Here is a 21,043-nt window from a genome sequence, read left to right on the forward strand (position 1 = left end):
GGACTGCGGGACTGCGGGACTGCGGGACTGCGGGACCGTGCAGGCACCGGTGTGCGCCCCGAGGGCGGGCGGATGCGGGCGGATCGGGCGGATGACGTGGCGGGACGGAAGGACGGCGTGACCCCATGACCGTGTGGGACGACCTCGTCGGGCAGCAGCGGGTGAGCGAGCAGCTCGACGCCGCCGCCCGGGACGCCGACGCGCTCGTCACCGCCGCCGCGGCCGACGCACCTCCGCCCGACGCGTCGAAGATGACGCACGCCTGGCTGTTCACCGGCCCGCCCGGCGCGGGCCGCAACCAGGCGGCCCGGGCCTTCGCCGCCGCCCTGCAGTGCGTCAGCCCCGACCGCGCGCTCGGCGGCTCCCCGGGCTGCGGCTTCTGCGACGGCTGCCACACCGCCCTCATCGGCACCCACGCCGACGTGAGCACGGTCGCCGCCGTCGGCGCGGAGATCCTGGTGAAGGACATGCGCGACACCGTCCGGAAGTCCTTCACCGCCCCGGCGAACGGCCGCTGGCAGATCATCCTCGTCGAGGACGCCGAGCGGCTGAACGAGAAGTCCGCCAACGCGGTGCTGAAGGCGGTCGAGGAACCCGCCCCCCGCACCGTCTGGCTGCTGTGCGCCCCCTCGGTCGAGGACGTCCTGCCGACGATCCGCTCCCGCTGCCGCCACCTCAACCTGACGACCCCGTCCGTGGACGCCGTCGCCGACATGCTCGTCCGCCGCGAGGGCGTCGAACCGGAGGTCGCCGCCGCGGCGGCCCGCGCCACCCAGGGCCACGTCGACCGGGCCCGCCGCCTGGCCACCGACCCGGCGGCCCGCGCCCGCCGCGCCGCCGTACTGAAGCTGCCGCTGCGCGTGGAGGACGTCGGCGGCGCGCTCAAGGCCGCCCAGGAACTCGTCGACGCCGCTGCGGAGGACGCCAAGCAGCTCGCCGAGGAGACGGACACCAAGGAGACGGACGAGCTGAAGGCGGCGCTCGGCGCGGCCCAGGGCGGCCGGCTCCCGCGCGGCACGGCCGGCGTGGTCAAGGAACTGGAGGACATGCAGAAGCGCCGCAGGACGCGGACGCAGCGCGACAGCCTCGACCTGGCCCTCGCCGACCTGACCAGCTTCTACCGCGACGTCCTCGCCCTGCAGCTCGGCTCGCGCGTCGCCATCGCCAACGCCGACAGCGAGGACGCGCTGCACCGCCTGGCACGCTCCAGCACACCCGAGTCCACACTCCGCCGCATCGAGGCGATCACCGCCTGCGGAGAGGCCCTGGACCGCAACGTGGCCCCGCTCCTGGCGGTGGAGGCGATGACCATGGCCCTCAGAGCCGGCTGACGCACAGCCGCTCCCCCCGCCCGCCGCAGCCCGCCGTCCGTGGCTCCGCCGCCGGAGCGGCCGGCCGGTAACTCGTACGAGGCACGACGCGCACACGCGGCACTCAACCGGTCGCGCACGGTTACGCTCGCGACATGGACCCACGGCGCACCCCCCGCACGACCGGCAGGCCCCGCAGCTCCGACGGCCCCCGCAGCACCCGCAGGACCGGAAGGGCCGGCAGGGCCGGAAGGACCGGCAGAACCCGCACCGGAGCGGTCCTGCTCGCCGCCGTCGCGCTGCTGATGGCCGGCTGCTCGTCCGGGAGCACGACGAGCGCCGGGAGTACCGCCGCGGAGGAAGTGGCGAAGCTGGCCCCCCTGCCGCGCACCATCCCCGCCACGCTCACCTCGTACTACGCGCAGAAGCCGGCCTGGCGCGACTGCGGTGTCCCCGCCTTCCAGTGCGCCACCCTCAAGGCCCCCCTCGACTACGCCGAACCGACGGCCGGTGACGTGCGTCTCGCTGTCGCCCGCAAGAAGGCCACCGGGCCGGGCAAGCGGCTCGGCTCCCTGCTGGTGAACCCCGGTGGCCCGGGCGGCTCGGCGATCGGCTACCTCCAGGCGTACGCGGGCATCGGCTACCCGGCCGAGGTCCGCGCCCGCTACGACATGGTCGCCGTCGACCCCCGCGGCGTCGCCCGCAGCGAACCCGTCGAATGCCTGGACGGGCCCGGCATGGACGCGTACACGCAGACGGACCTGACCCCCGACGACGAGAAGGAGACCCGGGCACTCGTCACGGCGTACAAGAAGTTCGCCGAGGGCTGCGGGGCGGACGCGCCGAAGCTGCTGCGTCACGTGTCCACGCTGGAAGCGGCCCGGGACATGGACATCGTCCGGGCCGCGCTGGGCGACCAGAAGCTCAACTACGTCGGCGCCTCGTACGGGACGTTCCTCGGCGCCGCCTACGCCGGGCTCTACCCGCACCGGACGGGCCGGCTGGTCCTGGACGGCGCGATGGACCCCTCCCTGCCGGCGCGGCAGCTGAACATGGAGCAGACGGCCGGCTTCGACACGGCCTTCACCGCCTTCGCCGAGGACTGCGTACGGCAGAGCGACTGCCCCCTCGGCGACAAGGGCACCAGCCCCCAGCAGGTCGGCAAGAACCTCAAGGCGTTCTTCGACCGGCTGGACGCGACTCCTCTGCCCACCGGCGACGCCGACGGCCGCAAGCTCACCGAGTCGCTGGCCACCACCGGGGTGATCGCCGCCATGTACGACGAGGGTGCCTGGCAGCAACTGCGCGAGTCACTGACCTCGGCCATGAAGGAGAACGACGGCGCCGGACTCCTCTTCCTGTCCGACAGCTACTACGAGCGCGACGCCGACGGCCGCTACTCCAACCTGATGTTCGCCAACGCGGCCGTCAACTGCCTCGACCTGCCGCCCGCCTTCGAGACCCCCGAGCAGGTGCGCGAGGCCCTGCCCGACTTCGAGAAGGCGTCCCCTGTCTTCGGCGAGGGCCTCGCCTGGGCCGCCCTGAACTGCGCGCACTGGCCCGTGGCGCCCACCGGACAGCCCCAGCGCATCGAGGCCCAGGGCGCCGCCCCGATCGTCGTCGTCGGCACCACCCGCGACCCTGCCACCCCGTACCGCTGGTCCGAGGCCCTGGCCGCCCAGCTCGACACCGCCCGCCTCCTCACCTACGACGGCGACGGCCACACCGCCTACGGCCGGGGCAGCGCCTGCATCGACGCCGCGATCAACGCCCACCTCGTCGAGGGCACCCCGCCGGCCGACGGCAAGCGCTGCCGGTAGCCCTCCCCGACCCCCTGGGGACGGGCCTGACCCCCGTCCCCAGGGCGTGTGCGAAGCACCCCTCGGAACTGTGTAGACTTACCGTCGTTGTCGATCGCACCATGGTGCCGACAGCACGCCGCCTTAGCTCAGATGGCCAGAGCAACGCACTCGTAATGCGTAGGTCTCGGGTTCGAATCCCGAAGGCGGCTCGGTCAAACCCCAGGTCACCTACTCCGTGACCTGGGGTTCTTGCTTCTACCGGATGCGGCGACGGCGCCGGGCGCGCTCCGCGCGGGTGTCCGGGGTCTCAGTTTTGGTCTCAGTGGCGGTCCTCGGACGGGGCATGAACGTGTCCCCCATGCGACGCATCGCGTCCTTGGACAGGTGGGATCTCCCCTTCACGTACCGCCGGGTCTGACTGATCTGGGTGTGCCGCAGGATCTCCATGATCGTGGGCATGTCCACCCCGAGTTCGTTCAGGATCGTCCCGGCAGTGTGGCGGCTCCCGTCGTACAGGCGACGGTCATCGATTCCCGCTTCCTCAAGCAGCTCCTTGAACTCCTCCCAGTCCTGTCGGGGGTCCAATGGCCGGCCGTCGGGCCGCGTGAAGACAAGATTGTGATCCTGCCACAGCTCCCCAGCCGCAGTGCGCATCTCGTCCTGCTGCGCCATGTGCTCCCGCAGGTAGGGGATGAACGGCGGCGGAATCGGCACGGCGTTCCGACTCTTCTTGGTTTTCGGGCGAGTGAAGACCAGGCCACCGCCCTGCCGTTCGGGGCAAGCGCGAGCGTGCCCGGTGCACCCCTTGGGACACGGCTTGGGGCACCCGCGCTTGTAACCCTTGTGCGCCCTGCATTCCGGCGGGCACGGCTCGAATCGGTGGAACTTACCGCCACACGCGTGCGGGTCCTCACAGCCGTGCCGCCACGTGAGTCGCTGAAGCTGCCATTCGGGGTGGAACAGCTCGTTCTCCAGGTCCACATACGGCCACCGCAAGCCGAGTGTTTCGCCCTGCCGGAATCCCATACCGACCCCGATACACCACCGCATGAAAGTGGGCCGCTTGGCGGCGGCCTCCAGAAATGCCTTCGCTTCCTCGGTGGTGAACGGGTTCGCCTCGGTCTCGTCCACCGTCGGCGGGTCCACGAGGGTGGCGACGTTCTCGACGATGAGCCGCCGGCGGTGGGCAATCTTTAGGGCACGGGAAAGGATGCGGTGCACCTTGAGCACGTGAGATGGGGCGTGCCCCTCGTCCAGCATCGCCCGGTACATCCGCTCCAGGTGCTCCGGGGCCAACTTGTCGAGCCGGTGCTTGCCGACCCCGGGGATGATGTCGTTGCGCGTCTTGGACCAGTAGTCGTCAAGGGAACGCGGCTTCAGCTTCAGCGACGCGATGTCGGTGAGGTACGTGGTCATCCACTGTTCTACGGTCGGCTTACGGCCTGCCTTGGGTGCGCGTCCTCGCTCCCGGAGCGCTTCCAGTTCGCGGACCTTTCGGCGCACCTCCGCCTCGGTGCGTGCTCTTCGGTGGCGCCGGTCCGGGCTGCCGTCGTCCTTGACGCCCATCGTCACGCGACCGTGCCACCAGCCGTCATTGCCCAGATAGATGGACGATTCCATGTTCGCCTTGCGAGGGCTCATGCATTCCTCCGTACGGGAGGCGGCCCCGGACGTCGGTCCGGGGCTGCCTCAGGGTGAAGGGTGGCTCAGTTGGGCAGCGGGGCGAGGTCGGCCACGTAGCTTTCGAGGTCCGTCCGCCGGATGCGGCGGCAGCGGCCCAACTTGATGTACTTCAGGGCTCCGTCGGCCATCAGCTCGTAAAGGGTCGAGCGGCCGATGGCGAGTGCTTCGGCGGCCTCTTCCGGCGTGTAGAGCAGCCGGTCCACAGGTGCGGCGATGACTGTGCTCATCCGGGATGTCTCCTCGGCGGGGTTATCTGGCGTCGGCCCTGCTCTCAGGAGTCCGCTACATCCGCTACAGCGCTACATCGCAGGTCAGCGGGTGTCTTTTTGTAGCGGACGGGTGGCGTGTAGCGGCTACGCACGCGCTACGAGGTAGCGGGCGTAGCCGCTACACGCTTCGGTGCCGCTACAACTCCAGAGGGTCTGAGCTGGGCTGTAGCGGCGTAGCGGATGTAGCGGGGTCCTGGGGAGGCGGGCAGTAGCGGGCCCACGCGTCGGTGAGGTCGGCGGCGTGGAATCCCTTCAGGACCCCGCCGGCGGTGCGGATGTTGCGGGAGCGGATCGGCTCGTTGTCGGCCGTCATGTACTCCCCGAGCATCCGGGACAGCCGGCGGTTGTCGAGCGGCTTGCCGTTGAGGTCGGCCCAGGGGGCGTCGTCCAGGGCGTTGAGCCGGTCGATGATGGCGATGGTGGGCAGCCGGTCGATGCCGATGAGCACGTGATCGCGCAGGTCCGTGAGCAGCCGGATGCCGAGACTGTGCTTGTCGGTGTACTGCGCGGCCTTGACCAGGGTCACGCACGCCTCCCGAGCCCGGCCGGGCCAGGCGCCCCCAACCGCGTCGGCGACGGCGAGCAGCGGTTCCCACACGTCCGCTGGCCGGTCGGTGACCCCGTCCGGCATCTCCGGCCACGCCCCGGTAACCCGCGCGCGAGCGCCCTCAGCCCACTGCGCGAGTCGGTCGCGGAGCTTGCGCCCCTCGGCTTCGTGGATACGGGCCCGGAACGGTTCGACCTTCTCGTTCCTGGCCCGGCGGCGCATGCGGATGACCACGGATCGGGTCAGGATCGTGTCCGGCAGCGAGCCGAGACCGGCGACCGCGACCGCGCAGTACGAGGGGAACGCTTGAACCGACTGGTTCCCCCCGTCGCCGATGCAACGATAGGTCACGCCGGAACGGCGATGACCGGCGTTGAGGAATCCGCGCAGTTCCTCGTTGTCCCCAGCTTTGGGACCGAAGACGGTGTCGATCTCGTCGAACAGGATCGTCGGCCGGCCGTCGGCCCCGGATACTGCACGGAACAGTGCGGCGGCGGACGCGTTGACGGCCACCATGGGGTGCGGCACGAGGGTTTCCACGATCTCCAGCGCACGGGACTTCCCGGACCCCGGCTCGGGGGACAGGAAAGCGAGCCGGGGGGTGGAGTCGAAGCAGTCGAGCAGGTGGGCGTGTGCGTCCCACAGGGCGACGGCGACGAACGCGGCCTCGGTGGGGAAGACGTTGAAGCGTCGGTGGAAGGCTTCCACCTCGTCCAGTAGCGCGGCTCCGTCGATCGGCGTGCGGTTCATGCGGCGTTCCTCCAGTCCTGTGTGGCGGGGGTTCCGGTGCAGCCGGAGTGATGGGCGGCGTACTCGGTGGCCAGCTCAGCCACCGCCTCAGCCCCGCGCGCCCGGTCGGTGTGGCCGCAGGGGCAGGCGTAGGCGGCGGTGGGGGTGCCGCTGTGCCGGGTGGACCAGCGGGCTCCGTCCTTGTGGTGCCGGTAGACGGGCGGTGCGTAGACGCGGATGCCGGGCCGCTGCGGGGTTGGGTCGGCACTCGGGGGCGCTCCGTCGGCGGGGGACCGGTTCGAGCGAAGGACAGTGACGACGCCCTTGCGGGCGGCGCCTTTCGGTTCGCCCACGACCGGCCCGGTGCTGCTCGGTTCGGCGGCATGCGGGCCGGTGGCCGGGTGGGGTTGGCCTTCCAAGCGGGGGCGGGGTTCGGTGGTCATGCCGCCTCCCTCGGTCGGGCGGTGCGTGCGCTGCTGTCCAGGGCGCTGCGGATGGTGGTGCGGCACTCGGCTGCGGTGAGTCCCGCCGCCTCGCCTGCCGCTTGGAAGGCGTCCTCTGCCACCTGCCGGGGGAGGTCGCCCCATGCCACGAAACGGCCCACCTTGAAGGCGCTGCGGTTCAGCGTGCTGTTGCGCAGCCCTTCCGGTGCGGCGGCCACGGCGGCGCATTCGGCGTCCAGCGCGGCCACGGCCACCCGGCTCCCGCTCACCGCAGGCAGCCGCAAGGGTCCCGCAGAACGCACGGGAGTCGGGTGGAGGATGCCGAGCAGCCATCCGGCAAGTGGAGCGGCCACAGCGTCGTTCAAGGCTTTGTACCGTCCGGCGGGGACGATGCTGCCCGCTGCGACGACGTAGCCGCCCGATGCGCGGGTGTCGACCGATGCGGCGATGGTCCCGGCGGTGTTGGGCAGCCGCACGCCGGGCGATGCGGTGAAGTACAGGTGCGTCCCGCTGCTCGCGGTCCGCACCCGGTAGGTGTCGGGGACGGTGTGCCCGGCGCGCTCGCAGAGCGCTCCAAAGGTCGTCGCGCCGTCAGGTGCGTCCGAATTGCCCTTGTGTCCTGGGGTGTCCAAGTCGATGACAACCAACCGGGACGGGCCGGTGGCGATGCCGACGTTGAACGGCGCCCGCGACCACGCGGCCCGGATACGGCCGGGGTCGGTGGTGGCGCGCTGCTCCCACTTGCGGTGCCCGCCGGCGCACGGCCCGGTGCGGGTGCAGGTCTTCTCCCCATGCAGGGCGGGCCGCTTGGTGCCCGGACGGAGCGGGAAGACGTGCCAGCCTCGCTCAGCGGCCGACAGGGCGGCGCGCATCAGGTTCTCGCTCACGCGGCCACCCCCAACGCGGTAGCGAGGGCGGTGAGGTAGGCGTGGCCGATCGACTCGGTGTAGGCCGGGGGCAGGGCCTCGCGGAGCCGGAAGTGGTCGGTGGACCAGTCGATGCCCTTGGCTGCGCGGATTTCCTCGGTGGTGGCTTTGCCGCCGCCCTTGCCGTACGCGGCCACGTAGGGGCCCTCGTGGTACTCGCCGTGGCGCCAGCCACGCACCCGGCCCCGATGCCGAGGGTGGGCCGGTTGAGGCGTCGTCCAGCCGCCCAACTCGAAGTAGCGGTGCATCAGCACCCCGAGCCCGAACATCTCCCCGCACAGGCGCAGGTCTTTGCGCACGTCGGAGCCAGCGACGTTCTCGATCACGTACGGTCGCCCGGTGGTCTCCAGCGCGGCACGGGTCGGTGTGATGAGCCGGGGGTAGGTGCGGCCGATTGCGGTGTTGCGGCGTGCATTGGTGCCCTTGGTCGGGGCGCCCTCGCCCTGACAGGGCGGGGAGGTGTGGATGAAGTCGAATTCGTGGCCGTGTGCGCGGATGAACTCGACGGCGTCGCCCTGGTGGAAGACGTCGCCGCAGTAGTCCGGCTGTGCCTGGATGTCGACGCCGGTCACGTGCCATCCGAGACGCTGGTAGCCCTTGGTTGCACCGCCGATGCAGCAGTAGGCGTCCAGCACCCGTAAGGGCCGGAACGTGCCCGACACTCGCCGGATAGTGGTGGGTTCAGTCATGCTGAATCTCTCCAGTTCCTTCGTTGGGTTCTGGTTGGCAAGGGCGGCCCCTCGTTCATTGGCGTGAGGTGGGGGCCGCCCTTGGCGTAGCTAGGCGTTGGTGCCGGTGTTCGGCGTCGGCGGGTCGGGGTGGAACGCCTTGGTGTAAAGGCGGACGCGGTAGCCGTCGTGGGCCGGGCGGCGTTCGATGGGGTCGCAGTCGAACGCGGCCGTGAGTGCCTGAGTGATCTCCGGTTCGTCGGCCGGGTCGCAGATGATGCGGATGTCGAACACGGACTTCTCCTTCTGGCCGGTCAGCCGTGGAAGTGGTTGCGCTTGAACGTGGCCTTGCGGATGTTCACCGTGGTCCCGCCCTTGTGGCTGCTCGTGCTGAGGACCTGGACGGCGATCCAGCCGCCGAAGACGACGGCGGCCAGGATGATGAGCTGACCGATGAACGCGGTCAGGGCGGCAATGAACGAGGTGAGCAGCAGCAGCCCGCCGCACACCGCGAGGAAGCCGACGCCCCCGAGGGCGACGTTCACCGCCGCGCGGGAGACGGGCGGCGGTGCCGTGACGGGGGCGGGCTGCGGGTGCTCGATGGCGTAGCCGATGACCACCCGGCCGTCCGGCAGGACGATGCTCGCGACCGCCGGCACGGTGCCCGGCTGCACCGGAACGACCGGCGCCGGGTGGACGGCGCCGGGTGTGATCGGGGTCGGGGAGTGGACCGGTAAGGCTCGTTCGGCGGGCGCGTGGCGGGCAGATTCGGGGTGCATGCGGAATCCCTTCCGAGTGTTGGTCAGGGAGGCGGAGACACCCCCTTTCGGGGGTGCCGAAGAGGGGTGTTCGGGTGTGTGACCTGGGGTGCCTCCCTGACTCCCTGAACGATCAAAGATGCTGGTCAGGGCCAGGGAGGTGGGTCAGGGAGGCGGGTAGGGAGTTCTCCCTGCCTCCCTGCCCCGTCGCGGGTCGGCTCCCTGTCGTCATTCGGCGGAAGCGGAACCGTCGGTGTCGCGGTTGGTGAGGGCGCGGGCGACGCGGTCGCGGGCCACGCACATGACGCCGTCGGACTTGTAGGGCGAGGCGCCGGCGTCGTCGAGGACGCGCTTGAGGTCGAGGAACGACCAGCGGCCGTAGGCGTCCGCGTTGCGGGTGGCGAGGCGGGCGAGGACGTCCTTGGTGCGCACCCGGGGGGCGTCGCCGATGACGGCGGCGATGTCCGCGAGCGGGTCGTGCTCCTCGCTGCGGTCGATGGCGTGCAGGGTGGTCACCCCGTCGCGCAGGGCCTTGGCCCGGTCCGTGATCGCGGTGGCCGCGTCGTCGTCGATGTAGTGCGTGCGCACCGTGATGGACGACTGCCCCGCCGGGATGCTGATGCCGTCGGAGGCGACGACCAGCGTTCCCCGGTCCAGCCCGGGACGCAGCAGGTTCGGTGCCGCGCCGCCGTCCACGGCCTTGTCCCCCAGGGCCATGCGGGCCTGGGACTCGGTGCCGAGGGCCAGCGAGGCGCGGGTGTGGGCGCCCTCGCGCACGAGCTTGGGCAGGTTCTCGTTGGTGGGGTCCTGGGTGCCCTGCCACATCAGCACGTTCACCGCCCGGCCCTGGTTGTGAATCTTGCGGACGGCCATGAAGTACCGGGAGTTCGCCTTGGACCCGCCATACGGCCGCTTGTCCTCGTCCTTGGCCGGACACATGAACGCCACCTGCGCCTCATCCACCAGCACGATCAGCGGCGGAAACTGCGTTCCGGGCGGCGCCTGGATGCGGCGGTTCATCTCCACCACCGCCCCTTCCACCATCTCGGTCACCTGGATCACGTGCTCATCGGTCGGGCCCTGGATCAGGACGTCGGCCAGGCCGTCGAACATGGCCCAGTCACCCACGCCCTTGAGGTCGCCCATGAGGAACTGCACCGACCGGTCCAGCGACAGCCACAGCGCCAGGGAGCGCAGGGCGACGGTCTTGCCCTGGTTGGACAGGCCGGTGATGAGCAGGTGCCGCTGATACAGGGAGAGGGCTGCGGCGTCCCCGCGCAGGTCCTGACCCCACGGCGCCTTGCCCTTGGCGTAGTCGGCGGTCATCGTCTCGTCCGTGACCAGCGGGGACGGGCCGATCGGCTCATCCAGCGCCCCCGAGTCCGCGACCCACAACCGCACCGTGCGGGCAGCGGTCGGGATGGTGATGAACACCTCGTGCTCGTGCCGGGTCAGGTTCTCGGCCAGCTTGCGGCGCTTGCCCTGCACCTCGTTGGTCGACACCCCGGAGGGCAGGGTGACGTCGACTTCCACACCGCATCCGGCGATGGTGATCGGCCCCAGCATGCTGGCGCCGGCGTCGCCCATTTCCTTGATGGCGCGGGCCAGGGCGGGGATGCCGAGGTCGCGGAGGGCCTTGACGACGATGGACGGGGTGATCGGCTCCCCCTCCCCGGAGCGGACGTTGGCGGGCAGGGCCCACTGGGGGGCGGCGTGCTGCTTGCGGCCGACGGACCACAGGGCGAGCAGCGCGAGCAGCGGGCCGACCGTGAGCAGTGGCCCCCACACGATCTGGACGATGCGGATGAGTAAGGCGATGAAGTCGATGGTCGCCGACAGCGGCGTGACCACATCCCCGGCGTTGCCGGTGCTGATGGCCAGGGCGACCCCGAGGGCGACCAGGACACCGACGCTCATGCCCGCCCCGACGGCGACGCCCTTGGCGGCGTCCACGGGCGAGTGGAGCAGGTCCATGCGGCGGTGGTGGCGGGCGGCCCGAAAGCGCTGCAACCGCTCCTCCCACTCCTGGGCCGCTTCGAGGTTTCCCGCGGCCTCCGCCGCCCGGATCATCCGTTCGTAGCGGGAGCCGGTGCGGCCGTCCCACGCCCGACGGGCGGCGATCCGCCCGCCGTTGACGGTGTAGAGGCCGTGCCGGACCACCGCGCGACCCGCGACCCGGGTCCGCTCGTGCGTGACGGCGGTCTTCACCGCGCGCCCGGAGCGCACCCACAGCGGCACCGGCCGCGCCGGGGGCGCGTCCGGAACGACGGTCAGCGTGGTCACGGCCGGGGGGTCGGTGTGCTTGTGGAGGTGAACGACGTTCTCAGACATGCTGAAAGTGCTCCTGACTGCCCCCATGGGGGCGGGAGTTTGGGAGAGCCGGGGTGGCCGGGTCCGTGCAGGGAGGCGGCCACCCCGGCATGCGGGGGGTTGGCTGGTCACCACCAGCCGGAGGACTTCTTGGCGGCCTTGGCGCGGGCGGCCTCGGTGATGAGGCGCTGCCGCTCGCCGTGCAGGGCGTTGAGTTCGGCGGTGAGCCGCATCTCGGCGGCGGTGCCGGTGGACTCGATCTGTGTCTCGGCCCGGCCGGTGGTGCGGCCCCGCAGAGTGCGGTAGGCGCCCCCGGCGGCGGCACGGAGCATCGCCCGGCGCTCGTGGCTGTTCAGCGGCCACAACTCACCCCGGCGGACCGCTTCGAGCTTCTTCGTGGTGGCCCGGATCTCGCGGTCCAGGCGGCGCAGGTCGGCGTTGCTCACAGGGTGCTCCCTTCCGGCCCGTTCGGGTCGGGGTAGGCGCAGGGCACGCAGGTCCCCAGCGAGGTGGGGATGACGTATCCGGCGTCACGCCGGCAGGACGGGCACAGGCGCCGGGCGGCGTTGGCCTTGGCGAGCGCTGCCCGGCGGGCCGGGGTCATGGGTCGGACCGGTTTGGCGAGGTCGACGCGGTAGAGGTAGGCGACCAGCGGGCCCCGACGGCGGCGGGGCCGTTCAAGCTGTGCGGCCACGTCCTGGCCTCCGGGGCGTAGCCCTTGGGCGCGGAGTTGGCGGCGGGTGGCGTAGCCGTCCGGGGCGTAGCGCCACCGGAACACCGGCAGCGCCCCCATCACGCCGCCTCAGCCGTGGTGCGTTCGGCGAGCAGGGTGTCCCGCAGCTTGCGGGCGTTCGCCGGTGACGTGCGCACGGCGCGGCGGATGCCCTCACCCGTCACCTTCGCGTCCGGCAGTCCGGCGGTGGCCGCTCGTGCTTCGGTGAGCAGCTGGTCCCAGGTGCGCTTGGGGCGGGGGGATCGGGCCACCTCGGGAAGTCGACCGGTCGCACGGCGCGGCGGGGTCGACTCCGCCGCAACCGCCCCCCGTACCTTCGGCCGGGGGGTGTCTGTCGGGGCGGGGATCGCGGGTGTCGGCTTGAGCGGGGGAATCGACTTGCCCAGGTCGACCGCGACTGGTTCCGGCATGGTCAGCCGGGTGAGTGTCACCACCGGGGCGGGGGTCGATTCGGGCAGGTCAGCCGTAGACCGTTTCCTTGTGGTCTCGGTGGATTCCTCCGCATTCGCGTGCGGGGTGGGGTCGGGGGTGGTGGTGCCGAACATCGAGGCGAGCGCGGCATCCGCACCGGCCGTGACCCGGTCGCGCTGCACGTCCAGCAGCCTCGATTCGAGCGCGGTGTCGCCGACGCCGACCTTGCGGGCCAGACGCCACGACTTGCGCTCCGACCACGTCCTCACTCGGTCGCTGGGGTGGTGGGTGGCGCGGGCGCGGTGGTAGGCGAGGGCCTGCACCAGATCGGCCGTGCGGCGTTCGTGCTCCGCATCCCGGCCGTCGGTGTGCACCACGATCCTGCGTGCCAGGAACGCCATGCCCTCGGCCGAGACGGACATGCCCATCGGGGTCAGCGCGTAGATGACCGTGCGGCCCAGATCGGGCGCCGCCATCGCACCCATCACCGCGGCGGCGGCCGGCAACGCCCACAGGCCGAGGCGGACGATGCGCGGGGACGACTGCCCGAGCATGGTCAGCCCGAGCAGCACCAGCGCGAGCACGGCCGTCGCTCCCTCACCGGCTGCGAGCGCCCCGAGGGCGGTGCCCTTGCCGTAGGAGTCACCGATGTTGCTGTAGGTGCCGATACCGCCGAACACCCCGGTGGCGAGCATCGGCACGAACGCCGCCGACAGCACACCGACTTGTGCGCGGGTCAGGGTCCGGTCGGTGGCGCTCACGCGGCACCCCCGGGCACGCTCACACCGGCCGTGCGGTTCAGCAGTGCGACCCGGGCGGCGAGCGCGCGGCGGCGGGCCCGGCGGATCCGGCGGGCGTCCAGCTCGGTCGGCGTGCGGTCGAGGGTGATGATGTGCGCGTCGAGCAGGTCGACGTCCGCCAGGATGACGGGCATCTCGGTCTCGATCGCGTCCAGCTCGGCGTTCGTCGGCTCCATGAAGTCGGCGAACGCGGTAACAGCGTCCTGAACAGTGACGATGTGGTTCATGGGTCGTGGTTCCTTCCAGAGAGGAACGGCCCGAACAGCGGCCCCGGGTCTAGCCACCCGGGGCTCGCGCCGTTGAAGTCGGTAGATCCGGCTCCCCTCAGCGCTGCTCCTACGAGACGAGCAGCGGAGGCAACCGGCCGCAGCAGATGAGCTGCGGAGAGGTCGATGCGCGACGTAGCCACGCGATCCGCCTTTTCGACTCGGGGAGACGGGGCCCACCTATGCAGTTGTCAAAGAACCGGCGCTTCCTTCGAGCCCCTTCCAGAGCCCTCGGGGCGACGTCATGCCAGCGCAAGCGGGCACACTTGAAGGAGCTGCACCACTTGCTCAACTTGTTGGTACAAGCTGATGCAGTGATGCTGCACCGGCAGGAGGCGAGTCGTCAAGAGATTGGAGCCCACATGTACCAACAAGTTGCGCGAGTGCGTCATGATGAGCCCATGAGTAAGCAACCGAAGTACCGGCAGGTGGCCGACGCCCTACGTCGCGAGATCGTGAACGGCGCGTTCGATCACGACCGCCGGTTGCCCTCGGAGAGTGAGCTGTCAGCCCGGTTCGAGGCTTCCCGCAACACAGTGCGATCCGGGCTTGCCCTGCTGGTCAGCGAGGGGCTGATCACGTCCAGCCAGGGGCTGGGGTACGAGGTCAGATCGCATGAGGTCTTCAAGCTGAACGCGTCGCGCTTTGAGAACCTGAACTTCCCGCACAACGGGGATGCCTACAACACCGATGTGACGAACGCCGGCCGTCGGCCACACCAGACGTTCCGCGTCGAGATGCTGCCTGCACCTGAAGAGGTAGCGGAGCGCCTGAGGGTGGAGCTGGGGAGCAAGACCGTTCTTCGGTTCTGTCACCGTTACGTGGATGACGTGCCGTGGTCCACGCAGGCCACGTACTACCCGGCCTGGCTGATCGAAGAGTCTCCCCGCTTGGCTGAACCTGGGGACATCGAAGAAGGGACCACAAGGTACCTGGCTGCTCGCGGGGTCGAGCAGATCGGCTACTTCGATGAGATCGCAACACGTATGCCGACGCCAGAAGAGGCTCGCCTCTTGGAGATGGGCGCCGGCGTGCCCGTACTGCTTTGGACGCGAACGGGCTACTCGGCAGACCGTCCCATCCGGTGCACCATCACAACGTTCCGGGGCGACCTCAACCAGATGAACTACGAGATCGGCGACCTCGCCGGCCGAAGCGAGAACACGTGATCGTCACTTCCGCAGAACCGCATGACTTGGCCAAGCTGCTGTCCTTCCGTGAGGAGGCAGCGGCTTGGTTGCGCGGTCTTGGCTCCGATCAGTGGAGCCGTCCGTATCCAGCGGAGAAGTTGTTGGCCACGATCGAGGCTGGCACCGTGTTCATGCTCCGCGACGGTCATGCGACAGCAGGAACCATCACGCTCACACCGGATGTCGAGGACGGCCTGTGGGCCGGTGACGAGCTGAGCGAACCGTCGATGTTCGTCAACAAGTTGACCATCGCCCGTGCGTACGCCGGACAGAATCTTGGCGGCCGACTACTCGATTGGGCTGGCGACCGCGCATGCCGCGCGGGTGCCCGGTGGCTTCGGCTGGACGCATGGACTACGAATGCGGAGCTTCAGCGGTACTACCTCGAACAAGGCTTCACGCATGTCCGCACAGTGCTAGAGGGAAGTGCGGTGAACGGCGGTCCGCGAGTCTCTGGGTGGCTTGCGCAACGAGCGGCACGGCCAGCGGATCACGGGTTCGTGGACCGCACGCCAGCGCCTCCGCGCCTACCGTCTGCGGCTTGAGCGACAGTGGGTACGTTGCGACGCGGTGGGCATCTCGACGCGCGAGACGCGCGCGGGTGGGGGGATGCGTGAGTCAAACCCCACATCTAGTGGTTGGATTGCTGCAACGGCCCAGAGAAAGTGGTCCCCCGAGGGATTTTCTCGCCCAACCCGCCTACTCTTGAGCCTAGTTCCTCCCCAGAGGTCCCACTGAGTCGTTCGCCTCGGTGAGGCGAAGTTCTGAGGCTTGCTCAGGACACCTATTGGGACCGAAGGGAGGGATGCAGATGGCAGAGGAATCCTCAACTGCCGATCGCTGCGTACAGTGTGAGAGCCGTCGCTCGAAGCGGCAGGTGATCACCGACTGGGCGCCGGTGATCGCAGTCGTCATCAAGGAAGTGGTGCAGCTCTTCTGGTCTTGACCAGGAGTACCGCGAACCGGCCGGTGGGCTCAAGAACGAGCCCGACCGTCTGTTGGTCGGCCGGGCTCGTGATCTGTACCCCTTTGGGGCCTGACGCTGTCCTACCAGCGTCGGGCCTTCCTTGCCTCAAGGCTTGAGGGGTCCTCTGCATCGTAAGGCATCCGCGTCTCATATCAACCGCGCGCTGCAACGTCGCGATGTAAACGTGGCATCACTTCACCACCACATGGCGGTCTCAGTCATGGTCTCGGTTGTCATTCAATCCGTGGGCGTCCGTCACTATCTGTGAGCGCGCAGGAGCCCTTCTAGCCAGGGGTGCAGTCCCCTTCGGAGACGTCCCTGGACGTCTCCGGATCAAGATCGGACAACTCGTAATGCGTAGGTCTCGGGTTCGAATCCCGAAGGCGGCTCAGACAGAGGCCAGGTCACTCGTCCGTGACCTGGCCTCTTGCGTTGCTCCGGATCGGCGGGAGCCCGGAGGCGGTCGCGAGCCGCTCGAAGGGGCGATGCGTCATGGACCTGCGCGAGAGGAGACCGATCCGCAAGGCAGAGCGGCCGATCCCGGATCACGCGCCCCACGAGCACGGACGTGTGACCCGCCGGCCAACCTGCCTGTCATTCTGTGCAACCCATCGCCTTCATCGCATCCGGCAGATAGGACTGGGCAAATCGCTCGAGTTCCTTGGGTTTCGACTGTCCTTCGTCAAGGATGTCCAGATCCAGAATGTAGTAATCCCCTCTGCCGTGTCCCGTGCAGGCGTTGATCGACATGAGCCAGCGGTCGGATGTCACGGCGTCAGCTCCGATTTCAGATTTTCTCGGATTTTGCGAGGAGCGTCGCGGGTACTTTCTTGCGAATTCCATGACGTCGAATTTGTTCTGGTTTCGAATTTCACTTATGGTGAACGCGGCGGATTTGTCCACGACTATGAGGCACGAAGACTGCTTGTCGTCGGAGATCTGCGGCCGGGCTTCGAAGTTTTCACCGGAAGGCAGCAGGGGCTGCAGGGCGGTCGGATCGATTTTCCTTCCGCAGATGGTTGTGGGAATCTCGTACCTGTTGAAGGAGCTACACCCGACGGTGGCGGTCAGGAACAGGCCAAGGGTCGACGCCAGCAGAAGCGACGGTCGCAGTGCGTCACGTTTCATCATGGAGTGGTTTCTTTCGAGGCCCGGTTGCGGGACGCATCCAAGCGCCTTGAGAATCGCCGGTGGATGGGAGGGGGCGAAATTATGAGGTGCAGCCCATCTTTTTCAGCCCTTCCGGCAGGTACGTCCGCGCGAACTCTTCGAGCTCCTTGGGTTTTGCTTCGGTCACTCCGTTCGCGGTGATGATCACGTCGAGGAAGTAGTACTTCCCTCGTCGGGGGCAGGAGTTCATCGAGATCAGCCAGTTGTCGGAAGTCATAGCCTCTTCTCCGACGTCTGACGGCTTGGGGTTGTCCATCCTGGTGCTGCGTATGTCAGATTTATTCTGGTCGCGAAATTCTTGAATCAGAAGCACCTCGGACTTGTCCACCGAGATTGCGCACTCCGATTCGTAGTCGTCGGTCTCATGAACAGCTTCAAAGTGCTGCCCTGAGGGCAGAAGGGGCTCCAGTGCGGACGGATCGATGTCTCTGCCGCAGATCGTGTCAGGGATTTTGTATGAGGCGGGGTTGCTGCATCCTGCCACGGCAAGGAGAAGCAGGGTGAGGCCCGAAACCAGCAGAAAGGTCGGCCGAAGCGCGTTGCTTTTCATTCCGGTTTGACCCCCGCCTCCCTGTTTGCTGTGTCGTTCCCGTCGAACGCGCTACTTCCGATTTCCTTCTGCCATACCCGTGTGTTTCCTTCCTGGGACAGTTCATGCTCAGGATTTACCCGCGTCCACTCCGACCCCAGCGCCTTAAGGTAATCATTTCGGGATTCAAAAGTGCGTCTGGTGTCGATGGCAAGGTCATCGTCGATACGTTTTTGCTCTTCCAGTTGCCATGCGTAGGCTGCGGAATCCACCCCGCGTTGCACTGCATCGCCGACCACTGGGATGAAGTTGGCTACGCCTCCGAACCCGTGATATGCCCACTTTGCAGGCCAAGAGGGGTCTTCCGTATCCGTGGTCAGCGCCTGATAGCGAGCGGACTCCATGAAGCCAACTGTGTGTCCGGCCCGGATGAGCTCTTCGATCGGGTCGCCCTTATGCTCAGCGTGAATGTCAGCGATAATGGCTTGATTCACGTTTTCCATCAGCATGCCGTAGGCGCTCTGGTCACGCGAGACCTGTTTGGAAACCTCCAGCAGGTCGTGGTAATCGAGCGGTCCTTCACCGGGACCGATCGAGCTTGCGGTCTGGTGCACGTCTGCCCCCCAGTTCCCCAGGAGGACCGCCATGTCATCCCGCAGTTCCGGTGGGAAGTCGTCGCCCTTGGCGGCCAGGCGGCTGAGTGCGCCGTCGAAGACCTGCCGTTGTGCGTCGGTGTGGTCGTACGACGTGATGACGTGCGGCTGGTCCGGGTTCAGGCCGGTGCCTGCTGCAAGCAGGGCCTTGCCGAGGGCGTTGCGGGACTGGATCGTGCCGTCGCCCTGGCGGTAGGGGCTGTCCTCGTCGTAGTACTCGCGTTCGTTGATGAGGTAGTCGGCCGCGTCCTCGCGGCCGAACAGCTCGGTGGCGTAGTCGGGGTTGTGCGATACGGCGCGGAGGAAGCCGGCCATCGGGTCGCTGCTGGTCGTTCCGTATTCGCCGTCGGGGCCCTTGGTCGTGTAGTCGAGGTGGGTCCCTCCCATACCGGGGTTGCCCCAGAGCGACGCGGGGTTGAACCCCTTCTTCTCCTCGAAGGCGCGCAGGCCCTTGTAGTAGTCGTCGAGGAAGTCCCCGTCGAACTTCCCCTTGACCATGAGATTGCTCATGATCTGGAAGCCGTAGGCCTTGGTCATGATGCCTTCGTGCCCGTACGTCTTGCCACCTGCGGCGATGAGGTCCTTCTTCCACGCCTCCATCTCCGGTGAGGTGCTGTGGGAGGCGGTGGCGAGGGACATGCTGAGGTTCTTCTGGACGTCGCCGAGGAGCTTGGCGCGGTCGCCCTCGGGTGTGTCCTTGGGGTCGGCCAGGTCGCGCCAGAACTGGAGGGTGCCGTCGGGACCCAGGTCGAGGACGAGGTTGTCGGTGAAGGCGGGATTGTCCCGGTGGTTCTTCAGGGTCTCGTTGAAGCGGGCGAGCTTCGCCTCGCTCCAGTCCTGGACGTTGCCCTTGGCGATCTCCTTGCGCCAGTACTCGGCGTCCGCCCTGCCCTGGTCGAGGTCGGCGTCCTTCAGGCCGGTCGACCCCTGGTCGGTGAAGTCGTACTTGTCCTTGGCGAGCTGCCGCAGGGCACGGGCGGCGATCCGGTCGGTTTCCGTCGCCTCCCACAGGATCTTCCTGACCCGGCGCTGCGCGATCTCCAGATCCTGATCCGACGGCTTGGGGATGTCGCTCTTCCCCGAGACCATGGGAGGAGGTACCGAGGCTATGGCCCGGCCCTTGCCGTCGACGTAGATGTAACGCTTCCCCAGATCGTCGAGCGCGGTCTGCAGGTCGAGCTTGTGCTGCGTCAACGCGGCGTGGGCATCACTCAGGATGCCCAGTACGCTCTTCGCCTCTGCGGCCGCGTCGCTGAACTGCGCTGCCGTCCTGGTCACGAACTGCCGGGAGACGGTGGCGTTGACGCCCGCCCAGTCCGCCGCGGCGGCCTTCTTCTGCAGATCCTTGGCGCTGACCTGGCCGTCTCCGCCCGTGGCGAGCTTCTCCAGTCGGTCGAGCATGGTCCGCCAGTCGTCCACGGCGGTCTTCAGGGTGCCCAGCCGCAGGCTGTTGAGTTCTTCCACCGTCAGCATGTCGGTCGCCACGTGCCTCAGGCCTCCGCGGACTTGGGGGCGTAGTACTCGTTGATCCGGGACACCGTCATCAGGTCACCCGTGGCGTTCCGCATGCCGGTCACGACGTGTTCCTCGTCCTTGGCGTGCTGGGCCCGTGTGAAGTCCAGGTGGTTGGAGATGTGGGCGCACGCCTCCTTCAGAGTGCCCGCCTTGGTGTTCCAGGCGTCGTGCAGTTCGGTGAGCGCGGAGCCCATGTCCAGGCCGTCGTTGAAGAGATCGATGGAGGCCTTGAACGTGCTCGGCCGGGCGAGGTCGCCGTCGACCCTCAGCCGTTCGCGCAGGTCGTAGGCCATGTTTCCCAGCTTGCCCAACTGGTCGTCGTGCACGACGAGATCGGGTGCCGCGCCTCCGCCGCCATGGCCCGGATCGGGAGCGACCCGGTTCAACTGCATCGACGTCGCCTGCTTCTGGGCGACCTCGGCCTTGATCTGCTCCCATTCGTCCCACGCCATGCGGACGAACCCCCTCCCCGTATGCGACTGCACTCGAAACTCCGGTGTGCTGCGAACCGGCATCGAACACTCTGTCATGTGGTCACACGATGTGACGTGGACGGTCCTGGAGTGCACGGCAACTTCACAGTCGAAGAGGGCAGAACGGTCTGCACCGGGCTCGCTGTGGGGGTGGCCGCCGCAATGGCTGGGGCAGGCGGCTGGGGCAGGCGGCTGGGGCAGGCGGCTGGGGCCCTGGTGACGGATGCGTCTCCTCTGCCCGAAGTGCACCGTGGGGCTGATGGTGCTGCACTGATGGACAAGGTGGGTCAAACCCTTGGGTGGTGCCATGGCCGACGGTGCGAGACGGCGCCGGCCGGTGTGGCGGGTGCGGCGGTGGTGGGCCGGCGCGGGGTGTGCGGCGCGGGGTGTGCGGCGCGGTGCGGGGCGTTGCTGCTCGGGGTGCTCGGGGCTGTGCTCGTGTTCGGTCTGCTGGGCGGAGCGCTGGAGGCTTGTGGCGCAGGTGGGACGGAACCGGATCCGGCTCCTTCGCGGAGCGGGGCACCCGTTCGCGAGCCCGATCCCCCTGGTGAGAGCACCGAGTCCGCATCCGCCGGGGCGAGTTCCGCACCGGCCGCCGAGTCACCCGGCAGTTCGGAGCGGCCGACCGCCGAGATCGGGGTGACCGGCGCTCCCACGGTCACGGCCACCGAAACCGTGGAGGTCACCGAGACCAGGACGCCTACCAGGGACGAGACGTCGGCGCCCGCACCGGACGACGAGGCCTCCGAGGTGTACTACGAGAACTGTGACGCGGCCCGGGACGCCGGGGCGGCTCCCGTGCTCGTGGGAGAGCCGGGTTACGGCTCGCATCTCGATCGGGACGGGGACGGCGTGGCCTTTGAGCCGTACGCGGGGCCGTGACGGTGTTGC

23 protein-coding genes and 1 tRNA gene are annotated in these 21,043 nt (G+C 68.7%); 7 read left to right on the forward strand and 17 right to left on the reverse strand.

Translation table 11 applies throughout. The annotated features are described in order from the left end of the window. The first annotated feature begins 125 nt into the window (after positions 1 to 125). The 3 genes from G3I53_RS24205 (at position 126) to G3I53_RS24215 (ending at position 3,321) form a co-directional block, all read left to right on the forward strand. Positions 126 to 1,331, forward strand: a complete 1,206-nt coding sequence (locus G3I53_RS24205; RefSeq protein ID WP_164438764.1) for a DNA polymerase III subunit delta' — start codon at positions 126 to 128, stop codon at positions 1,329 to 1,331. A 134-nt stretch (positions 1,332 to 1,465) separates the two neighbouring features. Beyond that, complete coding sequence (locus tag G3I53_RS24210; protein ID WP_164337612.1) at positions 1,466 to 3,130, forward strand: alpha/beta hydrolase; 1,665 nt, start codon at positions 1,466 to 1,468, stop codon at positions 3,128 to 3,130. Positions 3,131 to 3,247: 117 nt separating this feature from the next. Further along, positions 3,248 to 3,321, forward strand: a tRNA-Thr gene (locus tag G3I53_RS24215). A gap of 46 nt (positions 3,322 to 3,367) precedes the next feature. Here G3I53_RS24215 and G3I53_RS24220 read toward each other — a convergent pair. The 13 genes from G3I53_RS24220 to G3I53_RS24280 form a co-directional block, all read right to left on the reverse strand. Next, the gene (locus G3I53_RS24220) at positions 3,368 to 4,753 is read right to left on the reverse strand and encodes a tyrosine-type recombinase/integrase (RefSeq protein WP_164337614.1); all 1,386 of its coding nucleotides are present in this window, start codon (positions 4,751 to 4,753) and stop codon (positions 3,368 to 3,370) included. A gap of 65 nt (positions 4,754 to 4,818) precedes the next feature. After that, complete coding sequence (locus G3I53_RS24225; protein ID WP_164337615.1) at positions 4,819 to 5,022, reverse strand: helix-turn-helix domain-containing protein; 204 nt, start codon at positions 5,020 to 5,022, stop codon at positions 4,819 to 4,821. 178 nt (positions 5,023 to 5,200) lie between these two features. After that, positions 5,201 to 6,361: a DUF3631 domain-containing protein gene (locus G3I53_RS24230; RefSeq protein WP_164337617.1), complete on the reverse strand. Its 1,161-nt coding sequence runs from the start codon at positions 6,359 to 6,361 to the stop codon at positions 5,201 to 5,203. Next, positions 6,358 to 6,783 (reverse strand): hypothetical protein, encoded by a 426-nt coding sequence (locus G3I53_RS24235; protein WP_203592423.1) that lies wholly within the window; start codon positions 6,781 to 6,783, stop codon positions 6,358 to 6,360. The genes G3I53_RS24230 and G3I53_RS24235 overlap by 4 nt, the downstream gene beginning before the upstream one ends. Next, the gene (locus G3I53_RS24240; RefSeq protein ID WP_164337618.1) at positions 6,780 to 7,670 is read right to left on the reverse strand and encodes a bifunctional DNA primase/polymerase; all 891 of its coding nucleotides are present in this window, start codon (positions 7,668 to 7,670) and stop codon (positions 6,780 to 6,782) included. Before G3I53_RS24240 ends, G3I53_RS24235 begins: the two co-directional genes overlap by 4 nt. Next, positions 7,667 to 8,398 (reverse strand): DNA methylase, encoded by a 732-nt coding sequence (locus G3I53_RS24245; protein WP_164337619.1) that lies wholly within the window; start codon positions 8,396 to 8,398, stop codon positions 7,667 to 7,669. The genes G3I53_RS24240 and G3I53_RS24245 overlap by 4 nt, the downstream gene beginning before the upstream one ends. Before the next feature lie 90 nt (positions 8,399 to 8,488). Next, on the reverse strand, positions 8,489 to 8,671 hold the full coding sequence (locus G3I53_RS24250; RefSeq protein ID WP_164337620.1) for a hypothetical protein: 183 nt from the start codon (positions 8,669 to 8,671) through the stop codon (positions 8,489 to 8,491). 20 nt (positions 8,672 to 8,691) lie between these two features. Further along, positions 8,692 to 9,156 carry a hypothetical protein gene (locus G3I53_RS24255; protein ID WP_164337622.1) on the reverse strand — a complete coding sequence of 155 codons (465 nt, stop codon included), beginning with the start codon at positions 9,154 to 9,156 and terminating at the stop codon, positions 8,692 to 8,694. 207 nt (positions 9,157 to 9,363) lie between these two features. Then, positions 9,364 to 11,466 (reverse strand): FtsK/SpoIIIE domain-containing protein, encoded by a 2,103-nt coding sequence (locus tag G3I53_RS24260; RefSeq protein ID WP_164337623.1) that lies wholly within the window; start codon positions 11,464 to 11,466, stop codon positions 9,364 to 9,366. 107 nt (positions 11,467 to 11,573) lie between these two features. Beyond that, the gene (locus tag G3I53_RS24265; protein WP_164337625.1) at positions 11,574 to 11,891 is read right to left on the reverse strand and encodes a hypothetical protein; all 318 of its coding nucleotides are present in this window, start codon (positions 11,889 to 11,891) and stop codon (positions 11,574 to 11,576) included. Next, a complete protein-coding gene (locus G3I53_RS24270) occupies positions 11,888 to 12,238 on the reverse strand; it encodes an RRQRL motif-containing zinc-binding protein (protein WP_164337626.1) in 351 nt (116 codons plus the stop codon). Before G3I53_RS24270 ends, G3I53_RS24265 begins: the two co-directional genes overlap by 4 nt. Beyond that, the gene (locus G3I53_RS24275; protein ID WP_164337628.1) at positions 12,238 to 13,350 is read right to left on the reverse strand and encodes a conjugal transfer protein; all 1,113 of its coding nucleotides are present in this window, start codon (positions 13,348 to 13,350) and stop codon (positions 12,238 to 12,240) included. The genes G3I53_RS24270 and G3I53_RS24275 overlap by 1 nt, the downstream gene beginning before the upstream one ends. Further along, positions 13,347 to 13,616 (reverse strand): DUF6284 family protein, encoded by a 270-nt coding sequence (locus G3I53_RS24280; RefSeq protein WP_164337629.1) that lies wholly within the window; start codon positions 13,614 to 13,616, stop codon positions 13,347 to 13,349. The genes G3I53_RS24275 and G3I53_RS24280 overlap by 4 nt, the downstream gene beginning before the upstream one ends. Before the next feature lie 440 nt (positions 13,617 to 14,056). On the opposite strand from G3I53_RS24280, the gene G3I53_RS24285 reads away from it, so the two are divergent. The 3 genes from G3I53_RS24285 (at position 14,057) to G3I53_RS34445 (ending at position 15,791) form a co-directional block, all read left to right on the forward strand. Beyond that, complete coding sequence (locus tag G3I53_RS24285) at positions 14,057 to 14,824, forward strand: GntR family transcriptional regulator (protein WP_164337630.1); 768 nt, start codon at positions 14,057 to 14,059, stop codon at positions 14,822 to 14,824. Continuing rightward, positions 14,821 to 15,390: a GNAT family N-acetyltransferase gene (locus tag G3I53_RS24290; protein ID WP_164337632.1), complete on the forward strand. Its 570-nt coding sequence runs from the start codon at positions 14,821 to 14,823 to the stop codon at positions 15,388 to 15,390. The genes G3I53_RS24285 and G3I53_RS24290 overlap by 4 nt, the downstream gene beginning before the upstream one ends. Before the next feature lie 266 nt (positions 15,391 to 15,656). Continuing rightward, positions 15,657 to 15,791 (forward strand): hypothetical protein, encoded by a 135-nt coding sequence (locus G3I53_RS34445; protein WP_275404222.1) that lies wholly within the window; start codon positions 15,657 to 15,659, stop codon positions 15,789 to 15,791. Positions 15,792 to 16,406: 615 nt separating this feature from the next. Here the strand turns inward: G3I53_RS34445 and G3I53_RS24295 are convergent. The 4 genes from G3I53_RS24295 to G3I53_RS24310 all read right to left on the reverse strand — a co-directional run bounded on the left by G3I53_RS24295 (position 16,407) and on the right by G3I53_RS24310 (position 20,131). Further along, a complete protein-coding gene (locus G3I53_RS24295; protein WP_164337633.1) occupies positions 16,407 to 16,943 on the reverse strand; it encodes a hypothetical protein in 537 nt (178 codons plus the stop codon). 79 nt (positions 16,944 to 17,022) lie between these two features. Beyond that, positions 17,023 to 17,532, reverse strand: a complete 510-nt coding sequence (locus G3I53_RS24300) for a hypothetical protein (RefSeq protein ID WP_164337634.1) — start codon at positions 17,530 to 17,532, stop codon at positions 17,023 to 17,025. Further along, positions 17,529 to 19,649, reverse strand: a complete 2,121-nt coding sequence (locus G3I53_RS24305; RefSeq protein WP_164337635.1) for a hypothetical protein — start codon at positions 19,647 to 19,649, stop codon at positions 17,529 to 17,531. Before G3I53_RS24305 ends, G3I53_RS24300 begins: the two co-directional genes overlap by 4 nt. Before the next feature lie 5 nt (positions 19,650 to 19,654). Beyond that, the gene (locus tag G3I53_RS24310) at positions 19,655 to 20,131 is read right to left on the reverse strand and encodes a hypothetical protein (RefSeq protein WP_164337636.1); all 477 of its coding nucleotides are present in this window, start codon (positions 20,129 to 20,131) and stop codon (positions 19,655 to 19,657) included. A 294-nt stretch (positions 20,132 to 20,425) separates the two neighbouring features. On the opposite strand from G3I53_RS24310, the gene G3I53_RS24315 reads away from it, so the two are divergent. Next, positions 20,426 to 21,034, forward strand: coding sequence for an excalibur calcium-binding domain-containing protein (locus G3I53_RS24315; protein WP_203592430.1), 609 nt, complete (start codon positions 20,426 to 20,428; stop codon positions 21,032 to 21,034). Positions 21,035 to 21,043: the final 9 nt, after the last annotated feature.

Origin of the sequence: Streptomyces sp. SID14436, from assembly GCF_010548465.1 — a bacterium.
Taxonomy (GTDB): Bacteria; Actinomycetota; Actinomycetes; order Streptomycetales; family Streptomycetaceae; genus Streptomyces.